This is a genomic window from Sneathiella sp. (assembly GCF_036960985.1).
Taxonomy (GTDB): Bacteria; Pseudomonadota; Alphaproteobacteria; order Sneathiellales; family Sneathiellaceae; genus Sneathiella.
In genome coordinates, this window is sequence record NZ_JBALWD010000004.1 from 115,831 (window position 1) to 136,954 (window position 21,124).

General features: G+C 48.0%; 21 protein-coding genes. 15 read left to right on the top strand and 6 right to left on the bottom strand.

Features of this window, described 5'->3' with window-relative positions; genetic code table 11:
- Window positions 1-21 precede the first annotated feature (21 nt).
- The 9 genes from V7723_RS03575 (at window position 22) to V7723_RS03615 (ending at window position 8,080) form a co-directional block, all read left to right on the top strand.
- On the top strand, window positions 22-495 hold the full coding sequence (locus V7723_RS03575) for a VOC family protein (protein WP_335683060.1): 474 nt from the start codon (window positions 22-24) through the stop codon (window positions 493-495).
- Entirely contained in the window at window positions 495-1,433 is a 939-nt protein-coding gene (locus V7723_RS03580; RefSeq protein WP_335683061.1) for an NAD(P)-dependent oxidoreductase, read from the top strand. The genes V7723_RS03575 and V7723_RS03580 overlap by 1 nt, the downstream gene beginning before the upstream one ends.
- 42 nt (window positions 1,434-1,475) lie before the next feature.
- Window positions 1,476-2,579, top strand: coding sequence for an ABC transporter ATP-binding protein (locus V7723_RS03585; protein ID WP_335683062.1), 1,104 nt, complete (start codon window positions 1,476-1,478; stop codon window positions 2,577-2,579).
- A 61-nt stretch (window positions 2,580-2,640) separates the two neighbouring features.
- Window positions 2,641-4,068, top strand: a complete 1,428-nt coding sequence (locus tag V7723_RS03590) for an extracellular solute-binding protein (RefSeq protein ID WP_335683063.1) — start codon at window positions 2,641-2,643, stop codon at window positions 4,066-4,068.
- A 99-nt stretch (window positions 4,069-4,167) separates the two neighbouring features.
- Window positions 4,168-5,061: a carbohydrate ABC transporter permease gene (locus V7723_RS03595; protein ID WP_335683064.1), complete on the top strand. Its 894-nt coding sequence runs from the start codon at window positions 4,168-4,170 to the stop codon at window positions 5,059-5,061.
- Between the two features lie 2 nt (window positions 5,062-5,063).
- Window positions 5,064-5,939, top strand: coding sequence for a carbohydrate ABC transporter permease (locus V7723_RS03600; protein ID WP_335683065.1), 876 nt, complete (start codon window positions 5,064-5,066; stop codon window positions 5,937-5,939).
- Between the two features lie 9 nt (window positions 5,940-5,948).
- On the top strand, window positions 5,949-7,037 hold the full coding sequence (locus V7723_RS03605) for an ABC transporter ATP-binding protein (protein ID WP_335683066.1): 1,089 nt from the start codon (window positions 5,949-5,951) through the stop codon (window positions 7,035-7,037).
- On the top strand, window positions 7,034-7,342 hold the full coding sequence (locus V7723_RS03610) for a hypothetical protein (protein WP_335683067.1): 309 nt from the start codon (window positions 7,034-7,036) through the stop codon (window positions 7,340-7,342). The genes V7723_RS03605 and V7723_RS03610 overlap by 4 nt, the downstream gene beginning before the upstream one ends.
- A 24-nt stretch (window positions 7,343-7,366) precedes the next feature.
- A complete protein-coding gene (locus tag V7723_RS03615) occupies window positions 7,367-8,080 on the top strand; it encodes a FadR/GntR family transcriptional regulator (protein ID WP_335683068.1) in 714 nt (237 codons plus the stop codon).
- Between the two features lie 81 nt (window positions 8,081-8,161).
- On the opposite strand, the gene V7723_RS03620 is transcribed toward V7723_RS03615, so the two are convergent.
- From V7723_RS03620 to V7723_RS03630, 3 genes are all read right to left on the bottom strand, one after another.
- The gene (locus V7723_RS03620) at window positions 8,162-9,199 is read right to left on the bottom strand and encodes a D-cysteine desulfhydrase family protein (protein WP_335683069.1); all 1,038 of its coding nucleotides are present in this window, start codon (window positions 9,197-9,199) and stop codon (window positions 8,162-8,164) included.
- 15 nt (window positions 9,200-9,214) lie between these two features.
- A complete protein-coding gene (locus V7723_RS03625) occupies window positions 9,215-9,955 on the bottom strand; it encodes a sulfite exporter TauE/SafE family protein (protein ID WP_335683070.1) in 741 nt (246 codons plus the stop codon).
- Window positions 9,956-10,165: 210 nt separating this feature from the next.
- Entirely contained in the window at window positions 10,166-11,080 is a 915-nt protein-coding gene (locus tag V7723_RS03630; RefSeq protein WP_335683071.1) for a LysR substrate-binding domain-containing protein, read from the bottom strand.
- Between the two features lie 91 nt (window positions 11,081-11,171).
- On the opposite strand from V7723_RS03630, the gene V7723_RS03635 reads away from it, so the two are divergent.
- Window positions 11,172-12,692: a trimethylamine methyltransferase family protein gene (locus V7723_RS03635; protein WP_335683072.1), complete on the top strand. Its 1,521-nt coding sequence runs from the start codon at window positions 11,172-11,174 to the stop codon at window positions 12,690-12,692.
- A gap of 49 nt (window positions 12,693-12,741) precedes the next feature.
- Window positions 12,742-15,192 carry a GcvT family protein gene (locus V7723_RS03640; protein ID WP_335683073.1) on the top strand — a complete coding sequence of 817 codons (2,451 nt, stop codon included), beginning with the start codon at window positions 12,742-12,744 and terminating at the stop codon, window positions 15,190-15,192.
- 53 nt (window positions 15,193-15,245) lie between these two features.
- Here the strand turns inward: V7723_RS03640 and V7723_RS03645 are convergent, their stop codons facing one another.
- On the bottom strand, window positions 15,246-16,199 hold the full coding sequence (locus V7723_RS03645) for an N-acetylmuramoyl-L-alanine amidase-like domain-containing protein (RefSeq protein ID WP_335683074.1): 954 nt from the start codon (window positions 16,197-16,199) through the stop codon (window positions 15,246-15,248).
- 130 nt (window positions 16,200-16,329) lie between these two features.
- Between V7723_RS03645 and V7723_RS03650 the strand changes: the two genes are divergently transcribed.
- The 3 genes from V7723_RS03650 (at window position 16,330) to V7723_RS03660 (ending at window position 18,065) form a co-directional block, all read left to right on the top strand.
- The gene (locus V7723_RS03650; protein ID WP_335683075.1) at window positions 16,330-16,854 is read left to right on the top strand and encodes a hypothetical protein; all 525 of its coding nucleotides are present in this window, start codon (window positions 16,330-16,332) and stop codon (window positions 16,852-16,854) included.
- 94 nt (window positions 16,855-16,948) lie between these two features.
- Window positions 16,949-17,482, top strand: coding sequence for a phosphonopyruvate decarboxylase (locus tag V7723_RS03655; RefSeq protein WP_443024180.1), 534 nt, complete (start codon window positions 16,949-16,951; stop codon window positions 17,480-17,482).
- A 1-nt stretch (window position 17,483) separates the two neighbouring features.
- On the top strand, window positions 17,484-18,065 hold the full coding sequence (locus tag V7723_RS03660; RefSeq protein WP_335683077.1) for a thiamine pyrophosphate-dependent enzyme: 582 nt from the start codon (window positions 17,484-17,486) through the stop codon (window positions 18,063-18,065).
- A 5-nt stretch (window positions 18,066-18,070) separates the two neighbouring features.
- Here the strand turns inward: V7723_RS03660 and V7723_RS03665 are convergent, their stop codons facing one another.
- Window positions 18,071-18,880: a phytanoyl-CoA dioxygenase family protein gene (locus V7723_RS03665; RefSeq protein WP_335683078.1), complete on the bottom strand. Its 810-nt coding sequence runs from the start codon at window positions 18,878-18,880 to the stop codon at window positions 18,071-18,073.
- 318 nt (window positions 18,881-19,198) lie between these two features.
- Between V7723_RS03665 and V7723_RS03670 the strand changes: the two genes are divergently transcribed.
- Window positions 19,199-19,738, top strand: coding sequence for a cupin domain-containing protein (locus tag V7723_RS03670; protein ID WP_335683079.1), 540 nt, complete (start codon window positions 19,199-19,201; stop codon window positions 19,736-19,738).
- A 9-nt stretch (window positions 19,739-19,747) separates the two neighbouring features.
- On the opposite strand, the gene V7723_RS03675 is transcribed toward V7723_RS03670, so the two are convergent.
- Entirely contained in the window at window positions 19,748-20,935 is a 1,188-nt protein-coding gene (locus tag V7723_RS03675) for an adenylate/guanylate cyclase domain-containing protein (RefSeq protein ID WP_335683080.1), read from the bottom strand.
- Between the last annotated feature and the right edge of the window lie 189 nt (window positions 20,936-21,124).

Genomic DNA, 21,124 nt, shown 5'->3' on the forward strand with positions numbered 1-21,124 from the left:
ACGAAAGCGGAAATTGGAAAAATGTCAGCAACTCAAGCATTACAACACATAAATATACTGGTTGATAATCTTGAAGAAGGTGTCGCATTCTATCGCGATGTTGTTGGCCTGACTTTGGACGACACACCGGCGCTTGATTTTCCGGCTCAATTTTTCAAGCTTGCCAATGGTGCTCAAATTCATATGAATGAATTTGCCGAAACAAGGCCATTTCGCGCCCATTTTTGCCTTGTTGTAGATGATTTTAATAGCGTTTTTCGGCGGCTTGATGCAGCGGGGGCCATTGATATTGAGCCGTGGGGTAAAGGGCGCCGGTTACCTTCGGGTAGTATGCAGATGTTTGCGCGTGATCCTTCCGGCAACTTACTGGAAATCGCGAGTCTTCGAGATTCAGAGCTAGATGCAGATGTTGCATCCAATTCTGCGCTCGAATTGACAGAAGGAAATGAGCTTTTTGTTTCCGGACGGAATGATCAGCGACGTGGAACAGATTGATGTCCGTTCTTATGCTTGAAACACTCGATCAATCTGCAATGGATAAACTAAACCACCTTCATGATCTTGTTATGTCTCCCGATCCAAATGCTCGGAGCCACGATTTACCATTTAATGGTGTTGAAGCGATTATCACCCGTGGTTTAGGCCGTATTGATGCGCAATTGATGGCGGCTTGTCCAAAATTGAAAGTGATAGCACGGGCAGGTGCAGGACTTAATAATCTTGATTTGGACGCAGCGAAAGCTACAGGAATAAAAGTCGTCTTTGCACCTGGTTTGAACGCCGCAGCCGTCGCGGAACATACTTTGATGCTGATGTTAAATTGCCTACGTCGGGGACCAAGAGCATCGCGGGAAGTAAAAAGTGGTAACTGGGATTACCGAGAAACCTATGAAGGAGATGATCTGAGAGGGAAATCAGTTGGGATTATCGGATCAGGTAGTATTGGCCGTCGAGTCGCCGACTTGTGCCGTGCTTTTTCAATGGATGTGTTCATGATTAGTCGAGATGGCGAAGGTCATGACCATTTGATAAAGCAGCTGGGTAGCGTTGCGTCGTCTTTGGACCTGATCTCGCTTCATTTGCCCCTGAACGACGAAACTGAAGGCATGATTAATGGCGATATTATTCGTCTGTGTAAATCAGGTGTTGTTTTGATCAATACGTCGCGTGGCGGCCTTATTGATGAAAACGATATTTGCGATGGCCTGAATAATGGCGCAATAGGCTTTTACGCGGCGGATGTGATGGCTGTGCAACCACCACAGAAGAATAATTCGCTGATTGCCCATGAAAATTGCGCTGTGACGCCGCATATGGCTTCCCTGACCAAACAGACATGGGCTGAGACGAGCAACTTTATTGCCGACAATGTGTCTGCGATTTTGCAAAATAAGCAACCGGCGCCTTTGTCAATCTATGCAGGAACCGCGTGATGTTCAGTCCTATTATATTTTTTGCTCAAGGATAAGCCGGATATGTCTGCATTGAAAGTTACAGGATTGGTCAAGAATTTTGATAATGTCGTAGCTGTTGACGGATTGGATCTGCAGGTCAATACAGGTGAATTTTACGTGCTTTTGGGGCCAAGTGCGAGCGGAAAAACTACTGCCTTTCGAACGATTTGTGGCATTGAAACACCAAGTGCTGGGCGCATTGAATTCGACGGTGTTGATAAGACGAACGCGCCAATGCGGGATCGCGGTGTTGCCATGGTTTTCCAAACGTTTGCACTTTATCCGCATTTGACCGTCCGTGATAATCTTCGTTTTCCACTGACCGCACAAAAGCTGGATGCGAATGAAATTGAAAGGCGAATAGCAGAAATAGCGGAGTTGCTAAAATTGTCGCAAACATTAGACCGTAAACCTGGAACGGCGAGCGGTGGTGAACAGCAGCGCATTGCTATTGGACGCGCGCTGATACAGAAACCAGAGCTTTTGTTATTGGATGAGCCGCTTACGAATTTGGATGCCAAGTTACGTCATGATACCCGAGCTGAATTCAAACGAATTCAAAGGGAACGGGGAATTACAATTATTTACGCAACGCCGGATGAATTGGAAGCACTTACCATGGGTGATCGCATCGGAATTCTTCGAGATGGTAAAATGGTTCAAGTGGGCACCCCCTATGAACTTTACGACCGTCCCGATAGTCAGTTTGTCGCGCGAATGGTGGGTTCGCCGCCGATGAATTTTCTTGAGGGCCACCGAAAAGGTTCTGACAGTCAAGCTAGTATTTCCATAGGGCTTGGAGAGTATTCTGGCGGAAAATGGGGGAAAGCGTTGGGTGACTTCGCTGTCGGGGAAGAATTGCTATTTGGAGTGCGACCGCATGATATCAAATTGGTCGGAACTGGAGAATCATATGATGGACCGACCTTCAACGCCAAAATTCGATTAACTGAGCCACTAGGCGATGTCGTAATTCTTGATTTAGTGGCCAATGACTGCCGCCTTAAAATGGTTCTTCCAGAAGAGAAAGCCGTGTTGTTCAATGTAGGAGATGAGCTGACTTGTGGTTTTCAAATAAGTGCGACACATGTATTTGCGAAGGAAACCGGTACAGTAATTGGGTGAGCTTACCGGAAAAAATGAAATCACCTGTTCATTTTTCAGGACAATAATCAAGGAGAGTAAGATGAAAAATGTCATTGTAAAGGGAGGCATCATTGCGGCAACCGCGATGATGGCATTGACGGCAGGGTTCACAACCTCTGCTTCTGCCAAAGACATTGTTATTCAAATGGCAGCGCCGGACTGGGGCCCAACACGGTTTATGCAGGAATATGCAGACAAGACTTACAAGTCACCGAGCGGCAATAATGTAAAGCTTGCGATTGATTTTATTCCATGGCCAAGTTTTTATGAACGCGTGGCAGCCTCTATGGCGTCTGGCGAAAAGAAATACCAGCTTGTTGTTTCTGACAGTCAGTGGATCGGTACCTTTATCGAGGGCGGCCAGTTCATGAAACTGAACGAATATATCGATAAGGATCCCGAATTAGAGGGCATCTTGAAAGATGTACATCCGGCGTTGACGACGGCTTATGCTACTTATCCCTATAAATCTGAGAATATTTATGGCTTTCCTCAGATGCCCGACACTAAAGTCAGTGTTTACCGAACAGACCTTTTCTGTGAGGCAGGGGAGAGAGCGGCATTTAAAGCGAAGTACAGCAAGGTTCTACCATGCTCGTACGAAGACTGGGAAGCCGTTGATTGGGATACTTGGGGAAATATCGGTGAATTTTTTACACGTAAAGCTGGTGAAAAACTTGCGGGTGAAACGCTTACCGAGGATTTTTACGGCGTCGCATATCAAGCTGGTAAAGGCTATGATTTCTCGTCTGGTCAAATCAATGCCTTCATCTGGCAGGGTGGTGCGTCAATTTGGGATGAATCAGACCAACCCAATGCGCAAGCCGAAGGTGTCGTAAACTCACCAGAAGCAGTTGCAGCGTTCGATAAGTATCTCAGCTATCTACAATATGCACCGCCTGTATGGAAAACTGGTCAGATGGACATTTTCCAAATAAATGACTTGTATATGCAGGGTAAAATTGCAGCGATCATCAACTGGAATGCTGTATCGGCGACAGCTGTAAATCCTGAAGTATCAACAGTCGCGGATAAAACAGCTTACGCACTTCCCCCCGGAACCATGGTTGATGGCAAGATGGTTCGCTGGGATAACATCGGTGGTCAGCCGTTTGTTCTGACATCATGGAATGATGAGGAGGTTGTTCAAGAGTCTCTAAATATTGTGAAATGGTGGTTATCAGGTGATACGCAAACTAATTTCGCAAAAAATGGCGGAAGCTCGGCTCTTCAAAGTGTGATGAACTCTCCTGGCTATAGTGATCTTGAGCCCTGGAACAGAGCTCATGTTGAACTTCTACCATGGCAGTTGGACTTCTGGCATGTTCCTGAATTCTTCGAACTGCTGACACAGCAACAAGAAGAGTTTGATAAAGCCATCACAGGTCAAGTTACGGCTAAGGAAGCCATGGATGCGATTGCTAAGTATCAGCAAGAATTGCTGACGGAAGTCGGTCGTATCAATTAAGGCGCTCCTTAAAAGTGTGGAGCGGGAGTCTCGTGCATGAGATGCCCGCTCCGTCTTTCAGCGTATTATTTCTAAGCCTAATGAACCGGAATATCCAAAATGAGCGGATTTTTTAACTGGATAATGGATCCAAAACGTCGAGGTGCGTTGCTTGTGACGCCAGCAATCATATTGCTGTTTGTTATGAACATCTTTCCGCTGATGTGGTCCTTTGGATTGAGTTTCTTCCATTATAAGGCTTCTTCCCTTAAACCGCCTCGGTTTGCGGGTTTGTATTATTATGAAAAAATTCTCAGCGATCCCGTCGTTTGGGAGCGCTTTCAAACAACAGCCCTTATAGTTGCTTCAAGTGTATTTGTGCAAATGGTTTTTGGTTTTGCTTTAGCTCTACTTTTTGCCAAAAAATTCCCGTTACGCCGTGAAATATTGATGCTGATTTTAACACCAATGATGTTGTCATTTGTCGCGGTGGGTGTGTTTTTTAAACTTTTTTATGAGCCGACTTTCGGGTTGATCAGCCAGGCCTTTATTTATTTTACCGGGGAACCTTTTGCTCTTTTGTCAACGACGTGGGGTGCTATTGCCGGGATTGTAATTGCTGATGCGTGGATGTGGACACCTTTTGTCATGCTTTTAGTACTTGCGGGTCTAGTAAGCGTGCCGAACTATCTTTATGAGGCTGCGGAAGTTGATCGCGCTACAGCGTGGGAACGATTTAAGACTGTCACTTTTCCATATGTAAAAGGCCTGTTATTGCTAGCCCTCTTGTTTCGCACAATCGAGACTTTTAAGCTATTTGATGTTGTTTACATTATTACGGCCGGTGGCCCAGGAACATCAACGGAAACCATTGCCGTTTACGTATACCGGATGGCTTTTCAATTTTTCAAGACAAGTCAATCGTCTGCGCTCTCCTATATTCTCCTGTTTGTCGTAATCGTGCTGACAAACCTGTATTTGTATTTTGTTAATCGCCGCGAACAGGAGGTTTGATCATGTTCCGTAGATCACGGAAAAAACGCGGTATTCGGGAAGCTGGATGGGGGCGTTCTATCATTTGCGGTATCGTTGGTTTAATTTACTTCTTCCCGGTATTGTGGATTATTTCGACGGCCTTTAAGACCCGGCAAGTGGCACTTGCCACGCCTCCCAGTTTTTTGTTCACTCCGACTCTTGATAATTTCGTTCGTGTTTTCTATCGCCTAACGTCAGATGGAGAGCAAATGTCGACTGGCATGTCCTTGTTTTTCTTTAATTCGATCTTTATCGCCGGCGGAGGTGTTTTGCTGGCAGTTGTAATCGGTACGAGTGCGGCATATGGATTTTCCAGATATCCGCTTAAAGGTAACAACACCTATCTTTTCGTAATTTTGACCACCCGCATGTTGCCGCCGATTGTTGTGATTGTTCCAATCTTTTTGATGTTCCGCATCACCGGCCTGAGCGGCAGCTATATTGGAATAATCCTTTTATATGCCATGTTTAATTTGGCCTTCTCAGTTTGGATGATGAAGAGTTTCTTCGATGAACTCTCGACGGATGTGGAGGATGCGGCGCGATTGGAAGGCGCGGGAGAATGGAAAGTTTTCTTCAAAATTTGCGTCCCTCAATTGAAAGCAGGGCTAGCGGCTACATCAGTTTTTGCGATCATTCTGACATGGAACGAATTCCTATTCGCACTTTTACTTACTGGCAACGATACCCGTACAGTTCCCGTCGCAATGGCGAGATCAATGGGTGGACAGCTTGGAGTAGACTGGGGGTTGTTGGCGGCAATTATCACATTATTCCTCATTCCAGTATTTGTGGTGACCTATCTATTGCAGAACCATTTGCTGCGCGGTGTCACTTTCGGCACAGTTAAGAAGTAGGCCAGATTTATGGGATCAATACAGGTTGAAAATCTAACGAAGCGATTTGGCGCTCTAACGGCTGTTGACGCAGTTCATATGAGGATTGAAGAAGGTGAAGTCCTTTGTCTTCTAGGGCCTTCCGGTTGTGGCAAGACAACGACATTGCGGATGATCGCCGGCCTTGAGCAGGAATCAGAAGGTGATATTTTCATTGGCGGAAAACAAGTTAATCATCTTTCACCTTCTGATCGCGATATCGCCATGGTGTTTCAGTTCTATGCGCTTTATCCAACACTGACTGTTGGGCAGAATATCGGATTCCCTTTGAGATCAAGTGCGCTCTCAAAAGAAAAGATTGCTAGTCGTATTGACGAAGTGGCGAAGTCGTTACAGTTACAAGAAGTCTTGAACCGAACGCCAGGTCAACTAGGTGAGGGAGAAAAGCAACGGGTGGCTGTTGCCCGTGCCGTGATCCGAGATCCAAATTGCTTCCTTTTTGATGAACCGTTAAGCCGTCTTGATGTGACTTTGCGCCAAACCATGCGGGGAGAAATAAAGGAAATCCTTAACGGATTGTCAAAAGCAACCGTGATCGTTACCCATGATCAATTGGAAGCATTGACCATGGCAGATCGCATTGCTGTAATGCGAAATGGGGCAATCGAACAAATTGCGACACCTCATGAAATATTTACAAGACCGGCAAATTTGTTTGTTGCCGGATTTATTGGGACACCAGCGATGAACCTGATACCAGGCACGTTGAAAAGCCTGAGTGAAGGGCAGGGGAATATAGATTTATGCGGACAACATGTGTCACTCACAGTGGGCCAGGAAATCTCTCGCCTTTCTCAAGATACCTCGGTTACCGTTGGAATTAGGCCGCGGGCATTCAAGCTCGTTTCAGAACCCACTGAAGGCAGTCTTGCCGTTGTTGTCGATTTAATCGAGCCCATGGGCGCAGAAACTCTCATCCATGCAATGGTGGAAGATATGGAAATTCGAATTGTGCTTGAACGTGAGCAGCAAGTGAGCGTTGGTGAAAAGCTAAATGTGGTTTCGCGCGCTGATCAAGTCCTTATCTTTGACAATGAGGAAAGGTTGGTCACCTCATGAGCGGAAAAATAAATACTGGATTTTCTGTCAAACAAGCTAAGTGGCTTGAATATGGCATTATCGGACTTTGCGCATTAGCGTTATTTTGTATTTTCCAGCCCTTCAGCCAATTTCTGTTTTCTGCGGGTTGTATTGGCGTAGTTGTTGGTGGCCTTGTTTTTAATCTTATGCCTTTTTGCGTCGCCGGAGGAAGTCCTCGAAAGCTTATAAAAGTTGGTGGCATTGTTCTGTTGGTTTTTGCTATAGCTGTGGCGCTTGCTCTTGCCTCGGCGTGGGGCTACGGCCTTTATCTGAAAACGCAATGAGATTTCTCTAACTAAGGTAATTCCATGAACCAGGTTGAAGTCAAAAGAATAGTTGCAGAACTGCTCCCCTATATACGGTATCACCGGCTGGATGCTGGTGATAGACTACCGTCTGAGCGCGACTTGTGCACAAAATTCAATGCAAGCCGTAATTCAGTTCGTGAAGCCTTGACAGCGTTGGAAATTATGCGTGTCGTTGAAAGGAGACCAAACTCCGGCATATATTTACAAGCGCTTGGCAAGGATACCAGTGTTGATGCAATGGTAATGTTCTCGGACGCGGGTGTTCCGTTGCTGGAAGGAGAGGTGTCAGATTTTTTGGAAACACGGCGCATCTTGGAAATTGAATCATTCCGGTTGGCTTGTCAGCGCCATACCGACGCAGATATCGAACGCTTAGTTGATGTCATTGAAACTTGTGAGCGAAATCTTGAAGCTGGAATAACTTTGGCTGAACAGGATGCCGTATTTCATTTAGCATTGGTCGAGGCGGCCCATAATCAAGTGTATTTGCGCCTTGTTAATTCGTTCTATTTGACGTCACGCGCGCGCCGAAAGGTATTTTTCAAAACGATGGAACAAAGCTTCCGTTCCCATCAAGATCATGTAAAACTGCTGGCAGCGCTGCGTAAGCGTGATTTTGACGCAGGAGAAAAAATCCTCCAACAACATTTGGCGAGTGTCGGTAAATTCTGGTCAGAACGATTGCAAAATGATCCGAATGAAAAAATAATTTGAGGAGCCTCAAATAGGATTGAATTCTTGGGGCGCCCTACAGTATGTCGTTATTCATTTAGCGGTCGGATCAAAGAATTTCATTCAAGCGAGATCGTCCATATACGCGAAAATGGCGGGTGTACCGCCAGTATGTATAAACAGAAAGGATTGCCCTGCATTCAAGGATTTTACCCGATGGATAAATCCGGCCATTGTTTTTCCAGTATATGTGGGGTCCAAGATCAGCGCTTCAGTTCGGGCACATAGTTTAATGGCTTCAACACAATCTTTTCCAGCTTGTCCGTAGCCTGGAGCCAAGAACGTATCGTCAAGAATGATATCCGATTTGACAACAGGGTTTTTAATATCAAGCATGGTGCTAATTTTTCGGCACTTGTCGGTAATGCGCGACATCTGGTCAGTTGCGGCACGGCGGACGCAAATACCCCTCACCTTGATGTTCGATCCGAGCGCTCGTAGGCCAAAAAGTAACCCGCTATGGGTGGCTCCACTACCAGAGGCAACGATAATTTCATCAATACTGATTTGTTGAGCGTAAAGCTGCTCCAAAATCTCCTGCGCGGCGACGACATACCCTAATGCACCCAATGGCAGATGATTTGGACTTAGGGGTATAATATAAGGGATTTTTCCGTTTAATCGCAGCTCTTCGGCAATAGTTTTTAACTGCTGGTCTGCGCCATGTTCGTCTTCTCCTTCAGGATAGCTATGCATGGTCGCGCCAAGAAGATGATCTAGAAAAACGTTGCCGGATTTGTAGTAATCGGGGTTGTTTTTCTTGACCCGTTCTTCCAATTGGATATGGCAATCCATTCCGAGCTTGCGGGCACCCGCTGCTGCCAAACGGACAAAATTTGACTGAACCGCGCCTGTGATCAGGATCGTGTTAGCTTGTCTTGCGACGGCTTCACCAAGGTAGAACTCTAATTGACGAACTTTGTTTCCGCCAAAAGCTAACTCCGTGCAATCATCCCTTTTTATAAATAGGTTACAGGATGTACTTAATGTTTTCTCTAAATTATGCATCGCCTCTATAGGGGGTGTTCCCGTAAAAAGTCGTGCACGGGGGAGATCATAAAGCCGTCCAAGGTCTTTGGCAGATTTAATGGTCGAATTCATAAAAAATACCCCTTTTTAAACGCTTGTGGTGAACAGGAAAGTGGCCGTCAACAGGAGGATGACAATAATCATCCATGAGAAGATACGCTCTGTGATCCAGGTTGTTATCAATCGCCCGACATAAATACCAGCAATCGTTGCAGGTGCCAATTTTAGACAGATCCACAGGGTGCCCGTTTCAATTCCAGCAAACGGGATCTGGAATAAAAGAGCCGCTCCGAAGGAAAATACGAATAACTTCAGGGTCGTCGCGCGGACCACTTGTTTTTCAATTCCTGTTGCGGACATCCACGCGGCCACGACGGGACCCGGCATGGCCAAGCTGCTACTCATCAAACCAGAGACAATTCCAGTAGCTAGTGCGCTGATGTTGGACGGGACCGCCGCCGCGGGTTTCGATTTTATGATATTGTTTCGGATAACGAGAAGGGCGGTAAGTGCGACGGCCGTACCGGCAAAAAATTTTAACATCACCACATCAACATTCAAGAAGATCAGAAGCCCCAACGGTAGACCAACGGCAGATCCGATAAGAAGTTGTATGAGAATAGTTTTATCAAACTCAAGTCGAATACTGCGTACCAGTAAAACAGCAATGAGTAGGTTTAAGACGATACTAATCTGAATGGAGTTGCTGCTGTTTAATAATAATAACATGATAGGACCGGCAATCACGCCAAATCCGATCCCCGTTGCAGATTGCAATGCCGCGGCAAAGAAGACGGTGACGCTTAGGGTTATCAAGGTAGGATCCATATGTGTATCATCTTGTGTAACCTGGTGAATGACAATGCAAAATATTGAAAGGCTGTAAAGTAATCCTGAGCTGGTTTATTTCATGGTTGGCGACGGCGACTACTTCGCGCCCTCGCCAAATAAACTCAAACATAGGACAAGCCTGGCTTCCAGCAACAAAGCAATAACGAGGCTTTTCTTTGCCGACAATTTATTGAAGCTAGCCACTTTTTATCGGGCGTTAAAATTACAAGAAGACAAAATCCAATCGCGAACGAATTTTGCCTTTGGGCTAAGTTCTTTGCGTTGCGACCAGACGAGATAAAAACCGAGGCCGGTTTCCCAGGACCAGTCCTTGAGGCCCGCCAATAGTCCTTGCTCAATCAAAGGATCTGTAAGATGCTTCCAGCCAAATGCGAAGCCTTCCCCGGCGATGGCGGCTTGTAGAACAAGAGCATAGTCGTTTAGACGGATTGTCGATGATGCGCCAATATTGGCCACGCCGAAATGGGTAAACCAATCTTTCCAGGTTGGCCGTTCGCGGATCGGCTCTTCCAAGTGAATTAACCGTTCATATTGCAGATTAGCGATGGTTTTCAAGTCAATTGTTGACTGAATTACGCGTGGATTGGCAATAGGATAAATGACTTCACTAGCGATTATAGCTGAGTGGCAGTCTTCCCAGTCACCGCTCCCGCGCCGGATCGCCAGGTTAATATTCTCTGCGTCGATATTAGGTTCGTGATCGCTGGTTTGCAGCCGAAGGTCGATTCCCGGAAACTGGTGACGCAGATCGTGGAGCCGTGGCATCATCCAGTAAAAATTGAAAGCAGAAGAGGCGTTCAGTGTAACCTGATTATTCTGGGTGCTACCATGCAGCGTTTGTGCCGAGGCCAATAGTCCGTCAAGTGCCTTCGAGACATCGACAAAAAAACGTTGTCCGGAGCTGGTCAGGGAAACCTTTTTGTGGGTGCGTTCGAATAATAAAACTCCAAGGCTATCTTCTAGTTGCTTGATAGCAGCGCTAACGGCAGGCTGTTGTACATTCAGTTCCCGGGCCGCCTGAGTAAAGGAGGCATGCCGCGCGGCCGCTTCGAAGACGATTAGATGGCGTGGAGACGATATTAATTTCCAGAGTTCTTGCATAAGCTGACATTATCCAATTAATCAGTTTTTTCAAGCATCACAACATATGTGTGATGGTGTAGCATAAGACAAAATACAAAAAGGGGAAATGATGGCACGTCGTTCAAGAGCCTCAAGGGATCGCAATATGGCGGCGACAGGTATTCCTGCATCGCCTAATATCCAGCGACGCTTGCCTTTTTACGATGTGCTAGATGATGAGCAATTGACGAAGTTGGAAGCCCAAGTGGATTGGCTCATTGAGGATGTGGGTGTTGCCTTTCGCGACGACCCGGAAGCCCATAAAATCTGGCGCCGAGCTGGGGCGAAGATTGACGGTGATATCATTCGCGCGCCGGCTGACTGGATCCGGGATTTATGTAAGAGTGCCCCGAGCGAGTTTACGCAACTAGCCCGCAATCCCGAGCGGACTGTAACAATTGGTGGGACCAATCAAGTTTTCGCTCCAATTTATGGTGCGCCGTTCGTGCGAGACTTAAAAGAAGGTCGACGTTATGGGGATATGGATAGTTTTGAGAATCTAGTCAAACTGACATATATGCATCCAAATTTGCATCATGGTGGTTTTGTCACCTGCGAACCTTGCGATGTTCCGGTGTCCAAGCGGCATCTGGATATGCTCTATACGCATATGACGCTAAGCGATAAACCGCATCTTGGGGCCATAACAGAAATGTCGCGGGCCCAGGACAGTGTCGATATGGCCGAAATCGTGTTTGGCAAAGAGGTTATGGAGAAAAACTGCGTTATTCTTGGCAATGTAAACACCAATTCGCCAATGCTGGTCGACAAAGTCGTGACCGAAGCTATACAGGTTTATTGTTCTCGTGGGCAGGGGATCATTGTCGTGCCTTTTATTTTGAGTGGCGCCATGGGACCGGCCTCGACGACCGCGTCTGTTACTCAGGCCATGGCAGAAGCCATGATGGTCTGCGCTTTCTCTCAATTGGTAAAGCCGGGCGCGCCGTTTGTCCTAGGTAATTTTCTGTCTTCCATGTCCCTAAAGTCCGGTGCACCAACTTTTGGGATGCCAGAACCAGTCTTGAGTAATTACGTCATCGGCCAGCTTGCTCGTCGGGTGGGGCTTCCGTTGCGGTGTGGCGGTTCATTGACTGCGTCTAAAATTGAAGATGCACAAGCTGCCTATGAATCAGCCGACTCCATGCATTCCACCATGCTGGCTGGCGCTAATTACGTGTTGCATGCGGCAGGATGGCTGGAAGGCGGGCTTTGTACTGGGTTCGAAAAACTGATCATGGATGCGGATCGGTTGGGAAGCTATCAGAAAATACTCGACCATGGATTGGATGTCTCGGACGAGGCCTTCGCACGGGACGCCTATGGTGAAGTGGAACCCGGAGGGCATTTTTTAGGCTCCTCCCACACGATGAGAAATTACCAGACGGCATTTTATGAAGCCCAGTTGTCTGACAGTGAAAATGTTGAAAGCTGGGAAGAGGGAGGCTCGACTGATATGCGAACCCGCGCCTACGAAAAATGGACTGGTATGTTGCGCGACTATCAACCACCGCCGATCGAAGATAGCAAGCGTGAAGCCTTGCAAGAATTTGTCGCCAGACGGAAAGAAGAGCTTCCTGACGCCTGGTATTGATCCTTCTAATTTCGAGTGTTTTAGCCTGCTGAAAGATCCGGAGACCCTGATGCCTGAAATTCTAAAAGATACAAGCGTGCCGCAAAAGAAGTTACCTTCACATGCCAAGGTGGTGGTAATTGGTGGCGGTGTAGTTGGGTGTTCCATTCTTTTTCACCTGGCAAAATTCGGCTGGAAAGATGCGGTGCTACTGGAACGAGATGAACTGACTTCTGGTTCATCCTGGCATGCAGCCGGCCAAATACATACGATTAGTTCCGATCCCAATATTTCCCGCCTGCAAAGCTATACGATTGACCTATATAAAGAAATTGAAGAGACTTCCGGACATTCCGTCGGGCTGCATATCACCGGCGGATTTTATTTGGCCTCGAACAAAGACTGGTATGACTATCTCAAACGGGAGCGGTCTAAAGCGCGCCATATGGGATTGCGTCAGGAATTTATCTCACCGCAAGAAGTGGCAGACCGCCATCCGTTGATTGATCCGAAACATTATCATGCGGCACTCTGGGATGATCAGGATGGCGACCTAGATCCCTCTGGCGCCACCTATGCTTTTGCCAAATCTGCGAAAGTCCATGGTGCCCAGTATTTCACGCATACGCCGGCGACCGCCACCCGTCAGCGCCCCGATGGATCGTGGGATGTGACAACGCCTAAAGGCGTTATCAATGCAGAACATATCGTCAATTGCGGCGGTCTGTGGGCTCGTGAGGTCGGGCATATGCAAGGTATTAATTTGCCAGTTCAGCCCATGGAGCATCATTACCTGATAACCGAAGATATTGATGCCGTAAAAAATCACGGAACGAGGTTGCCTGCGGGCATCGATTACGAAGCCAACATCTATTTTCGACAGGAACGACAGGGAATGCTGCTGGGGACCTATGAGCCCAAAGGAACACCATGGAAAGTAGAGGGCACACCTTGGGACTTTGGTCATGAGTTGCTGCCGCCAGATATTGATCGAATCGCAGACCGATTGGAAATGTCCTTCGATCGCCTTCCGGCTATTGGTCAGGCCGGGATCAAGAATTTTATCAACGGACCGTTCACCTTCGGCCCTGATGGAAATCCGATGATCGGACCTGTGCCGGGCATGAAAAATTATTGGGTTGCTGTGGGTGTCATGGCCGGCTTTTGCCAAGGCGGCGGGGTAGGTCTAACAATGGCCGAATGGATGATTGATGGTGAACCGAGCATTGACGTTTGGGCTATGGATGTGGCCCGGTTTGGTGATTTTGCGTCCCCTGATTGGGGAACCATCAAATCGACGGAAAATTATGAACGTCGGTTCGTCATGACATTCCCAAACGAAACGCTGCCTAAGGGGCGGATGCAAAAAACTACGGCGTTGTATGATCGGCTGGTTGCGAAAGGTGCGGTAATGGGGCAGGCCTTTGGCCTTGAGCATGCCTTGTGGTTCGCAGATGGGCCGGACACCGCCCATGAAGAACCAACGTTTGAACGCAATCGATCCCATGACTACGTCGCGCAGGAAATCAAGAGGGTGCGTGAAGCTGTGGGCGGCATCGAAATCGCCAATTTCGCCAAGCATGAATTTAAGGGCGCGGGCGCCCGTACTTATCTTGATTATATTCTGGCAGGATACGTTCCCCAACCTGGGCGACTCACCTTGACGCCGATGTTGACACCAAAAGGGAAGCTTTACGGGGATTTAACCGTTGCGTGTCTCGCAGAGGATCATTTCATGATTTTTGGCTCTGGCGCCATGCAGGACGCTCATCGTCGTTGGTTCGAAAAAGACCTGCCGGAAAATGTGACTTATGCCAATGTATCAGATGACTGGCATGGGATAGCGCTTTCCGGACCAAAATCGCGGACGCTTTTGTCTCGGCTAACCCGCGATGATGTGTCGTCTGAGGCGTTCCGGTTTCGCGATATGCGCGAAACATTTGTCGGCGGTGTACCGGTTATCCTAAATCGGATCAGTTTTTCGGGCGAACTGGGTTACGAAATTTACTGCCGCCCACAATATCTTTTGCGTTTAGCCGAGGCGGTCGAGGAGGCGGGCCAAGACCTTGGCTATGGCTGGTATGGCGCACGGTCATTGATGTCGATGCGATTGGAAAAAGGCTGGGGTGTCTGGACCTTAGATTTCCGCCCGGATTTCAATGCAGTTGAATCGGGCATGGATGTATTTATCAATTGGAAGAAAGATTTTGTGGGCAAACAGGCGACCGAGCAAATTCGAACTGCCGGTGTTCGCCGCAAGCTGGTGACACTGACAATTGATGTGGACGGCATCGATGTGTCCAATGATGAAGCCATTCTAAAAAACGGGAAAGCTGTGGGCTACATCAGCTCAGGCGGATACGCACATCATGTTTCGAAATCCATGGCCATGGGCTATGTGGATATTGGGCATACAACACCAGGTACATTGGTGGAGGTGGAAATATTGGGAGAATTGTATAACGCGAATATTCTCGGCGCGCCGATTTATGATGCGAATGGTGCGAATATGCGGGCTTAGATATTTTACCATCAACATTCGGCGATGGAGACTCCAAGACCGCCGTTGGCTCGTTAGTTATCCAACGGTCGAGCCACGGTGATGCCGGTTTGATTTCTCATTTCTAGCGTCCGTTTGGAGAGTGTTCGATTGCTCACCTCAACAGGTCGGCCAGGAAGGGGTGCATGCAAAATGTGAAGTTGGCCGGCACGCCAGATAGCGATCCCCGCATGGATGACATCGAGACCCTCCAAGGGTGTTGTCATTGCCACGATATCGCCGTCGCGGATATTATGTTCGATCAGGGCAATCGTGTCTTGTGCTATAACATGTCGGGCAGTTTCTGTGATAGCTGCTTCATTTTGTAAGATACGATTTAGATTTTCAGGATTTGACAGACGCGGGTAAGCGTCTGGATTTTTACTCATGAAATTGATGGTATTGCTTTCCTGCTGTCCTCGTAAATCTTCCGTGATGTCCATGACAGTACCGTTAGCGGTGTTACTTCGAACCCAGTCCGTGAAGTAATGCAGACGACTTGGGTAACCGTCTATGATGCCATCTCGATAGCGTATGCCACTCAAGATCTTTTCATATAGGGCGCGTGTCTTTTCGGGCGTCAGTTGCGGTGTGTACCGGTCGTCTTTGATAAGGCGGGCCATCGCAAGCATATTCTCAATGAAAGTAACACAATCGAATTCGCGGAAGTTGACTACCAGTCGTTCTATACTTGTGTTTTTCTCTAGTGTATGTGCGGCATAACGCGCGCCTTGAAAGGATAGTCCAAATTGGAGGATGATCTCCCGAATTGGCAGTTCCTCAAGCCGCTGCTCGCCGGCCCAAGCCATCTTCTCCTTAAATATATCCCAGTCTTCTTCTGGCCATGCGTGAGGGGTGTTCGATTGCAATGTTGTAACTGCTGGAGTTGCGCTTGTAGTTGCAGTAAGGGCACCGATCAGAAGGTTCAGCATCACCGCGGCCGCAGCAAATGTCTTCATATAGCGGCGCAGATTTTGGTATTGCATCATTGAATCTCCACATATTTACATAGGGATTAAAAGGGCTGTTTCCAAACTAAATAAGAATATTGAAATAGTTCTTGCTTTATTGCTAATGATTATCATTATTAATAAATTACATTATTAAACGAGATTGATTATGAAATTTAGTGAAACAGTTCCAAACCATCTCAAGGATCTATCCTATCCTGAACAATTAACGCTATGGAGTATTCGTATTTGGTCGGATGGACACCGGCAAAACTACTCTCCTTATGCAACATTGCGTGAAGCTTATCAGCGCGCTAGATGTTCTAATGGTCTGATAGCCCTCGATAATCTGCTGTCGCTAGTAATTTCTGGCCACAGCCGTGCAGTAGATATTCGCTGCCCGTGCTGCGGCGGGATATCAGATGATGAATGGCGAATACTGCAATCCATCGCGTTGGCGCAAGCTGGCGACGAAGTGCAAGTCACGCAACTGATATCACATTTTCTCGAACCAGCGACGGTGCGCGTCGCCCAACCAGTCATAATTGGCTGGGCACAGGAGTTGTCGGACCGATCGCTTCACTTGCCAATGCGGCGCTTAGCCTTACGGCAGGTGACGCCTAATATCGCGGCGATTGAGAAAAGAGCATCTTTCAGGGTCATAGCCAATCCGGCCAAGACCATGCTGCATTAAACAATTTGCTAACGACGCAAATTGTGCAGTCGAAAATAAGCTGTTATGTTTTTTAAAAGAAAACATAGACTATTGGATTGCATTTATGACGCGTATGACACCGAAGAACGATACTCAGACAGACTGGCAATCTCAGATCTATAATATTCTGAAAGAATTTGATGTTCGACATATGGCCTATGTACCGGATGCTGGACACGCAACGGCCATCAAACAATTTGAAGCGGACAGCGATGTGACAGCCGTTGTTTTGACGACGGAAGAAGAGGGGATTCCGTATCTCGCGGGAGCGAGCCTTGGCGGTGATCGCGGCGTGTTGCTCATGCAATCCAGCGGTGCCGGCAATTGCATCAACATGTTATCCCTGCAAAACAACGCCCGTTTTCCACTTTTGATGCTTATTACCATGCGCGGTGATTGGGCTGAATTTAATCAATGGCAAAATCCCATGGGGCAGGCAGCAGAAGCAGCCTTGAATTTGATGGGGGTTCTCACATGGCGCGCCGACAGACCTGAAGATGTGGAACCACTTGTGCGCGGTGCGGCTACGATGGCATTCGATGGGGATCAAGCATGTGCGGTACTGCTCGGGCAGCGTCTGATAGGGAAAAAGGAGTGGACGAAATAATATGACCCATATTCTCTTGAAACGCCGTGAAGTTGTTACCGAGTTATTGCAGGATCGTGGTGACACGATCGTCGTCACTGGGTTAGGGTCGCCGTCTTACGATGTGATGGCCGCGGGCGATCATGATTTGAATTATTATCTTTGGGGCGCCATGGGCGGGGCGGCCATGGTTGGCCTTGGGCTGGCGAAATCGCGACCCGATCATAATGTGCTGGTGGTTACGGGGGACGGGGAAATGCTCATGGCCATGGGGGCTTTTGCCACCATTGCCGTACAAGCCCCTAAAAATCTGACCATAGCCATTCTGGATAATGGTTATTACGGTGAAACCGGCATGCAGCTCAGTCATGCAGGTCGCGGTGTGGAGCTCGATAAGGTCGCGGCAAGTGTCAAGTTCGACTGGACCGCGCGAATATTGGATATGACCGGAGTTCAGGATCTTCGCGAACGTATTCACGCGCGAAATGCGCTCAACTGTGCAACCATTGCCATTGACGCGGTGGAAGTACCGCGAGTTCTTCCCTCGCGCGATGGTGTGTATATCAAGAATAGGGTGATGGCGGCCTTAGGCCATAAGCTTTAAAGGTTTCATTCGTCGCGGTAGACGATTGGAAACCAGTCCTCGCGCAATTTTTGACCCTCCGTCATGCCGTGTCCTGGAAAGGGCGGTGAAGTTGGTCCTGGCCGCGCCGTATAGCGCGCATCATCGCCGACAAAGCGTAACGAAAATGCCCGTCGCCGAATGGCTGTATTGTTGCCGCGTGCGCCATGAAGGGTCCTATAATTAAAAGCGATGGCATCTCCCGGCGCCATTTCCCATTCCGCCACCCGATACAAATCAGGATCTGAATCAGGATCGGGTACTGGCATATACTCATCCGTGTTGTTGTAAAAGCCGTCTCCCGACAACCAGCGCATGGGCAAGACCAGTTTCTCCCATTTATGAGATCCCGCGACACATCGCAAAGTCGCCTCTTTCACAGGATCCATGGGAGACCAGAACGAGACCGTCTGCTCTCCCTCTACAAAATAGTAAGGTGCATCCTGATGCCACGGCGTTGGCTTCGAGGTTCCGGGTTCCTTGACCAGCACATGGTCATGGAACAATTGGACTTGCTTTGAATTCATTAGGGCCGCAGCAGCGGCGGCGGCTGGAGATTGGTGGACCACCTGCTCGAATTCTGGTATGCGGTTCCAGTTGCAGTAATCGTCAAAAAATCGCCCGTCTTCGTCCGCTTGAAGGTTTTCCGACGCGTAACGACCGGGATCACGCATATTTCGTTCGATCCCGGCGGAGATAGTGTCCGTCCAATCCGCGAAAAGGCCTTTAATCAAGACCACGCCATCATTTTGATACGTCGTGATATGATGCAGATCAATCAAGGGTGCGTCGGACATGGTCTCCTCCCATTGTGCCATAGGGTCAGGACACTGTTGATCATGTCTCTTAATTGTTCAATCCATTATTTCGAAATTAGCCATTATACTATGCCTCTGTTGGTATCAGGCAATTTGAGGCCGCGGCGGCGATATCGAAGCCCATGTGCTGTCGCGTCCATCAAACTACATGCAGAACAGCGGGTTTTCATCAATGGCAGCCGCACGGTAGTATTTGAAGGCTAGATCTCTGATTTGCCCGAGACAGTTTCCGGTGTTAGCCGAATATGATACTCTTTGCTGTCTGACAAACCGATAGGAAGCGCAAAAGTTAAAAAAATGCCTCAGAAACTCAAACCCGTGCGTCGTGTGGTGACTGGCCATAATGCGGCCGGGGCTAGTGTGATAGAAGAAGATGGTCCGTCGCCCGCCATCAAAACCATTGACGTCCGTCCAGGATACGCCGTCACCAATATCTGGCGGACCGGAAAATCCCCATCCGACGTGCTTGCCGAAGATGATATCATTGATCATCACGGTGTAATGCCGCAGCAGATGGGGACGGTCATCCGAGCCATTGATATTCCGCCCGAACCCATGGATCCGGAAGAATTTCAGAAGATAATGGATGAGACGTTCAAGCAGCTTTATCCGGACGCCGATCATGCGCCCAGCGATACCCGACATTATGGCATGCATAAAACCAGCACCGTTGACTATGCCATCGTTGTTGAGGGTGAACTGACGGCTATAATGGACGAAGGGGAAACCGTTCTCAAGGCCGGGGATATCTTGATCCAGCGAGGTACAAATCACGGTTGGGCTAATCGCTCTGGTGCCATTTGCCGGGTAGTGTTTGTGCTGGTAGACGGATCCTAAATGGCGGGGTCAACGGAGTTTAGTGGGGACAAAAACCTCTGCTTCTTCGGCGATGCCCTTCAAAGAGAAATGGCCTTTGCTGCTAAATTTTTCCGGGTGAAGATCAGCAAAATTTTGGGAGACCAGGATATTTCTTCCGAGATCTCGGGTCAGTCCCTCGATGCGGCTAGCGAGATTGACCGCCGGTCCGATGACTGTGAAGTCAAGACGGGTCTTACCGCCCACATTGCCATAGAAGACATCCCCAAAATGCAGTGCGATTCCGTATTGAATTTCCGTTAGGTTCTCGCCGTGTCGCTTTCGATTTATATCCGCAAGGCTCGACATGGCGGCGCGGGCAGCGCTTAACGCATTTTGGGCAGCGGCTGCTTCATCGGCATTTGGCGGAGAGAAGATCGCTAACACAGCATCGCCGATAAATTTCAAAACTTCACCACCATTAGCTTCGATGGCGCCGGTGATTGCATCGAAATAGGCGTTAAGAAGCTCCAGCAAGGATTCACTGTCGAGACTTTCGGAAAGGACAGTAAAGCCTTTTAGATCACTGAACCAAAGGGCGGCGCGAATGGTCTCGCCTGTGCCACGCTTGATTTCTCCGTCGAGGACGCGCTGACCAGCGGTCGGACCCACATAAGTGTTCATCACGGTTGAGGCCATATGCCGTAAGTAGCGAACTGCCAGTGTCGCGGCCATGGCAAAGCGGATCTGCTTCAGCAAGAAAATGTGATCGTCAGAAAATCCGCCGGCAGCACGCGTTGCATAACCTACCGCCTTGTTGGCTCCATCCGAAAAAGGCAGGGCTATGACAAGATAGTCTGTACATCCTTCTGCACGGAGTTCGGCCAGAATATCGAAAATATCTTCTTCCGGTGGGCCATCGAGGCGGCAGCGGACATTTCCACCAGTCTTGTAGGCTGTCTGGAAGGCATTGGTAGAAACGCCTAAATTGGGGAAATCTGCCCGTTTGAATTGCCGAAAAGTAATTCCCTTACCTTCTTCCCATAAGGTGGAAAAACTGTCGACCATGGGATGCAGGCTGGGCATGCCAGTGGTATACCGATAAAGGGGAATGCCCGTGGCCAGTAATCGATCTACGATTGCTTGATCCAGCACACCTGCTTCATTGATCAGACGGCCTTCAGAATTAAACCAGTTGATGAGCTTCAGAGCAACATCTTGCAGATACTTTTTTGGCATACCTAACTACATACGATAAGGCAGCGTGAGGTGCAAACAACCTGTATCAAATGATCTCGGATAAATTTTCGACAGAATATTATTTATCCCAGTTTAATAATATTAACCAGTTATTATAAAAATTCAATTACTGATTTAATTACAATTGCTTACTGTATTACTCTAACCTACTAAGTTATATTATGGTTT

Excerpts from the sequence above, each read along its gene's own strand:
- V7723_RS03675 (WP_335683080.1), bottom strand. The coding sequence starts at position 20,935 with ATGCCAAAAAAGTATCTGCAAGATGTTGCTCTGAAGCTCATCAACTGG.
- V7723_RS03625 (WP_335683070.1), bottom strand. The coding sequence starts at position 9,955 with ATGGATCCTACCTTGATAACCCTAAGCGTCACCGTCTTCTTTGCCGCG.
- V7723_RS03655 (WP_443024180.1), top strand. The coding sequence starts at position 16,949 with ATGACACCGAAGAACGATACTCAGACAGACTGGCAATCTCAGATCTAT.
- V7723_RS03660 (WP_335683077.1), top strand. The coding sequence starts at position 17,484 with ATGACCCATATTCTCTTGAAACGCCGTGAAGTTGTTACCGAGTTATTG.
- V7723_RS03645 (WP_335683074.1), bottom strand. The coding sequence starts at position 16,199 with ATGATGCAATACCAAAATCTGCGCCGCTATATGAAGACATTTGCTGCG.
- V7723_RS03615 (WP_335683068.1), top strand. The coding sequence starts at position 7,367 with ATGAACCAGGTTGAAGTCAAAAGAATAGTTGCAGAACTGCTCCCCTAT.
- V7723_RS03650 (WP_335683075.1), top strand. The coding sequence starts at position 16,330 with ATGAAATTTAGTGAAACAGTTCCAAACCATCTCAAGGATCTATCCTAT.
- V7723_RS03600 (WP_335683065.1), top strand. The coding sequence starts at position 5,064 with ATGTTCCGTAGATCACGGAAAAAACGCGGTATTCGGGAAGCTGGATGG.
- V7723_RS03640 (WP_335683073.1), top strand. The coding sequence starts at position 12,742 with ATGCCTGAAATTCTAAAAGATACAAGCGTGCCGCAAAAGAAGTTACCT.
- V7723_RS03635 (WP_335683072.1), top strand. The coding sequence starts at position 11,172 with ATGGCACGTCGTTCAAGAGCCTCAAGGGATCGCAATATGGCGGCGACA.
- V7723_RS03670 (WP_335683079.1), top strand. The coding sequence starts at position 19,199 with ATGCCTCAGAAACTCAAACCCGTGCGTCGTGTGGTGACTGGCCATAAT.
- V7723_RS03575 (WP_335683060.1), top strand. The coding sequence starts at position 22 with ATGTCAGCAACTCAAGCATTACAACACATAAATATACTGGTTGATAAT.
- V7723_RS03610 (WP_335683067.1), top strand. The coding sequence starts at position 7,034 with ATGAGCGGAAAAATAAATACTGGATTTTCTGTCAAACAAGCTAAGTGG.
- V7723_RS03605 (WP_335683066.1), top strand. The coding sequence starts at position 5,949 with ATGGGATCAATACAGGTTGAAAATCTAACGAAGCGATTTGGCGCTCTA.
- V7723_RS03595 (WP_335683064.1), top strand. The coding sequence starts at position 4,168 with ATGAGCGGATTTTTTAACTGGATAATGGATCCAAAACGTCGAGGTGCG.
- V7723_RS03580 (WP_335683061.1), top strand. The coding sequence starts at position 495 with ATGTCCGTTCTTATGCTTGAAACACTCGATCAATCTGCAATGGATAAA.
- V7723_RS03620 (WP_335683069.1), bottom strand. The coding sequence starts at position 9,199 with ATGAATTCGACCATTAAATCTGCCAAAGACCTTGGACGGCTTTATGAT.
- V7723_RS03630 (WP_335683071.1), bottom strand. The coding sequence starts at position 11,080 with ATGCAAGAACTCTGGAAATTAATATCGTCTCCACGCCATCTAATCGTC.
- V7723_RS03665 (WP_335683078.1), bottom strand. The coding sequence starts at position 18,880 with ATGTCCGACGCACCCTTGATTGATCTGCATCATATCACGACGTATCAA.
- V7723_RS03585 (WP_335683062.1), top strand. The coding sequence starts at position 1,476 with ATGTCTGCATTGAAAGTTACAGGATTGGTCAAGAATTTTGATAATGTC.
- V7723_RS03590 (WP_335683063.1), top strand. The coding sequence starts at position 2,641 with ATGAAAAATGTCATTGTAAAGGGAGGCATCATTGCGGCAACCGCGATG.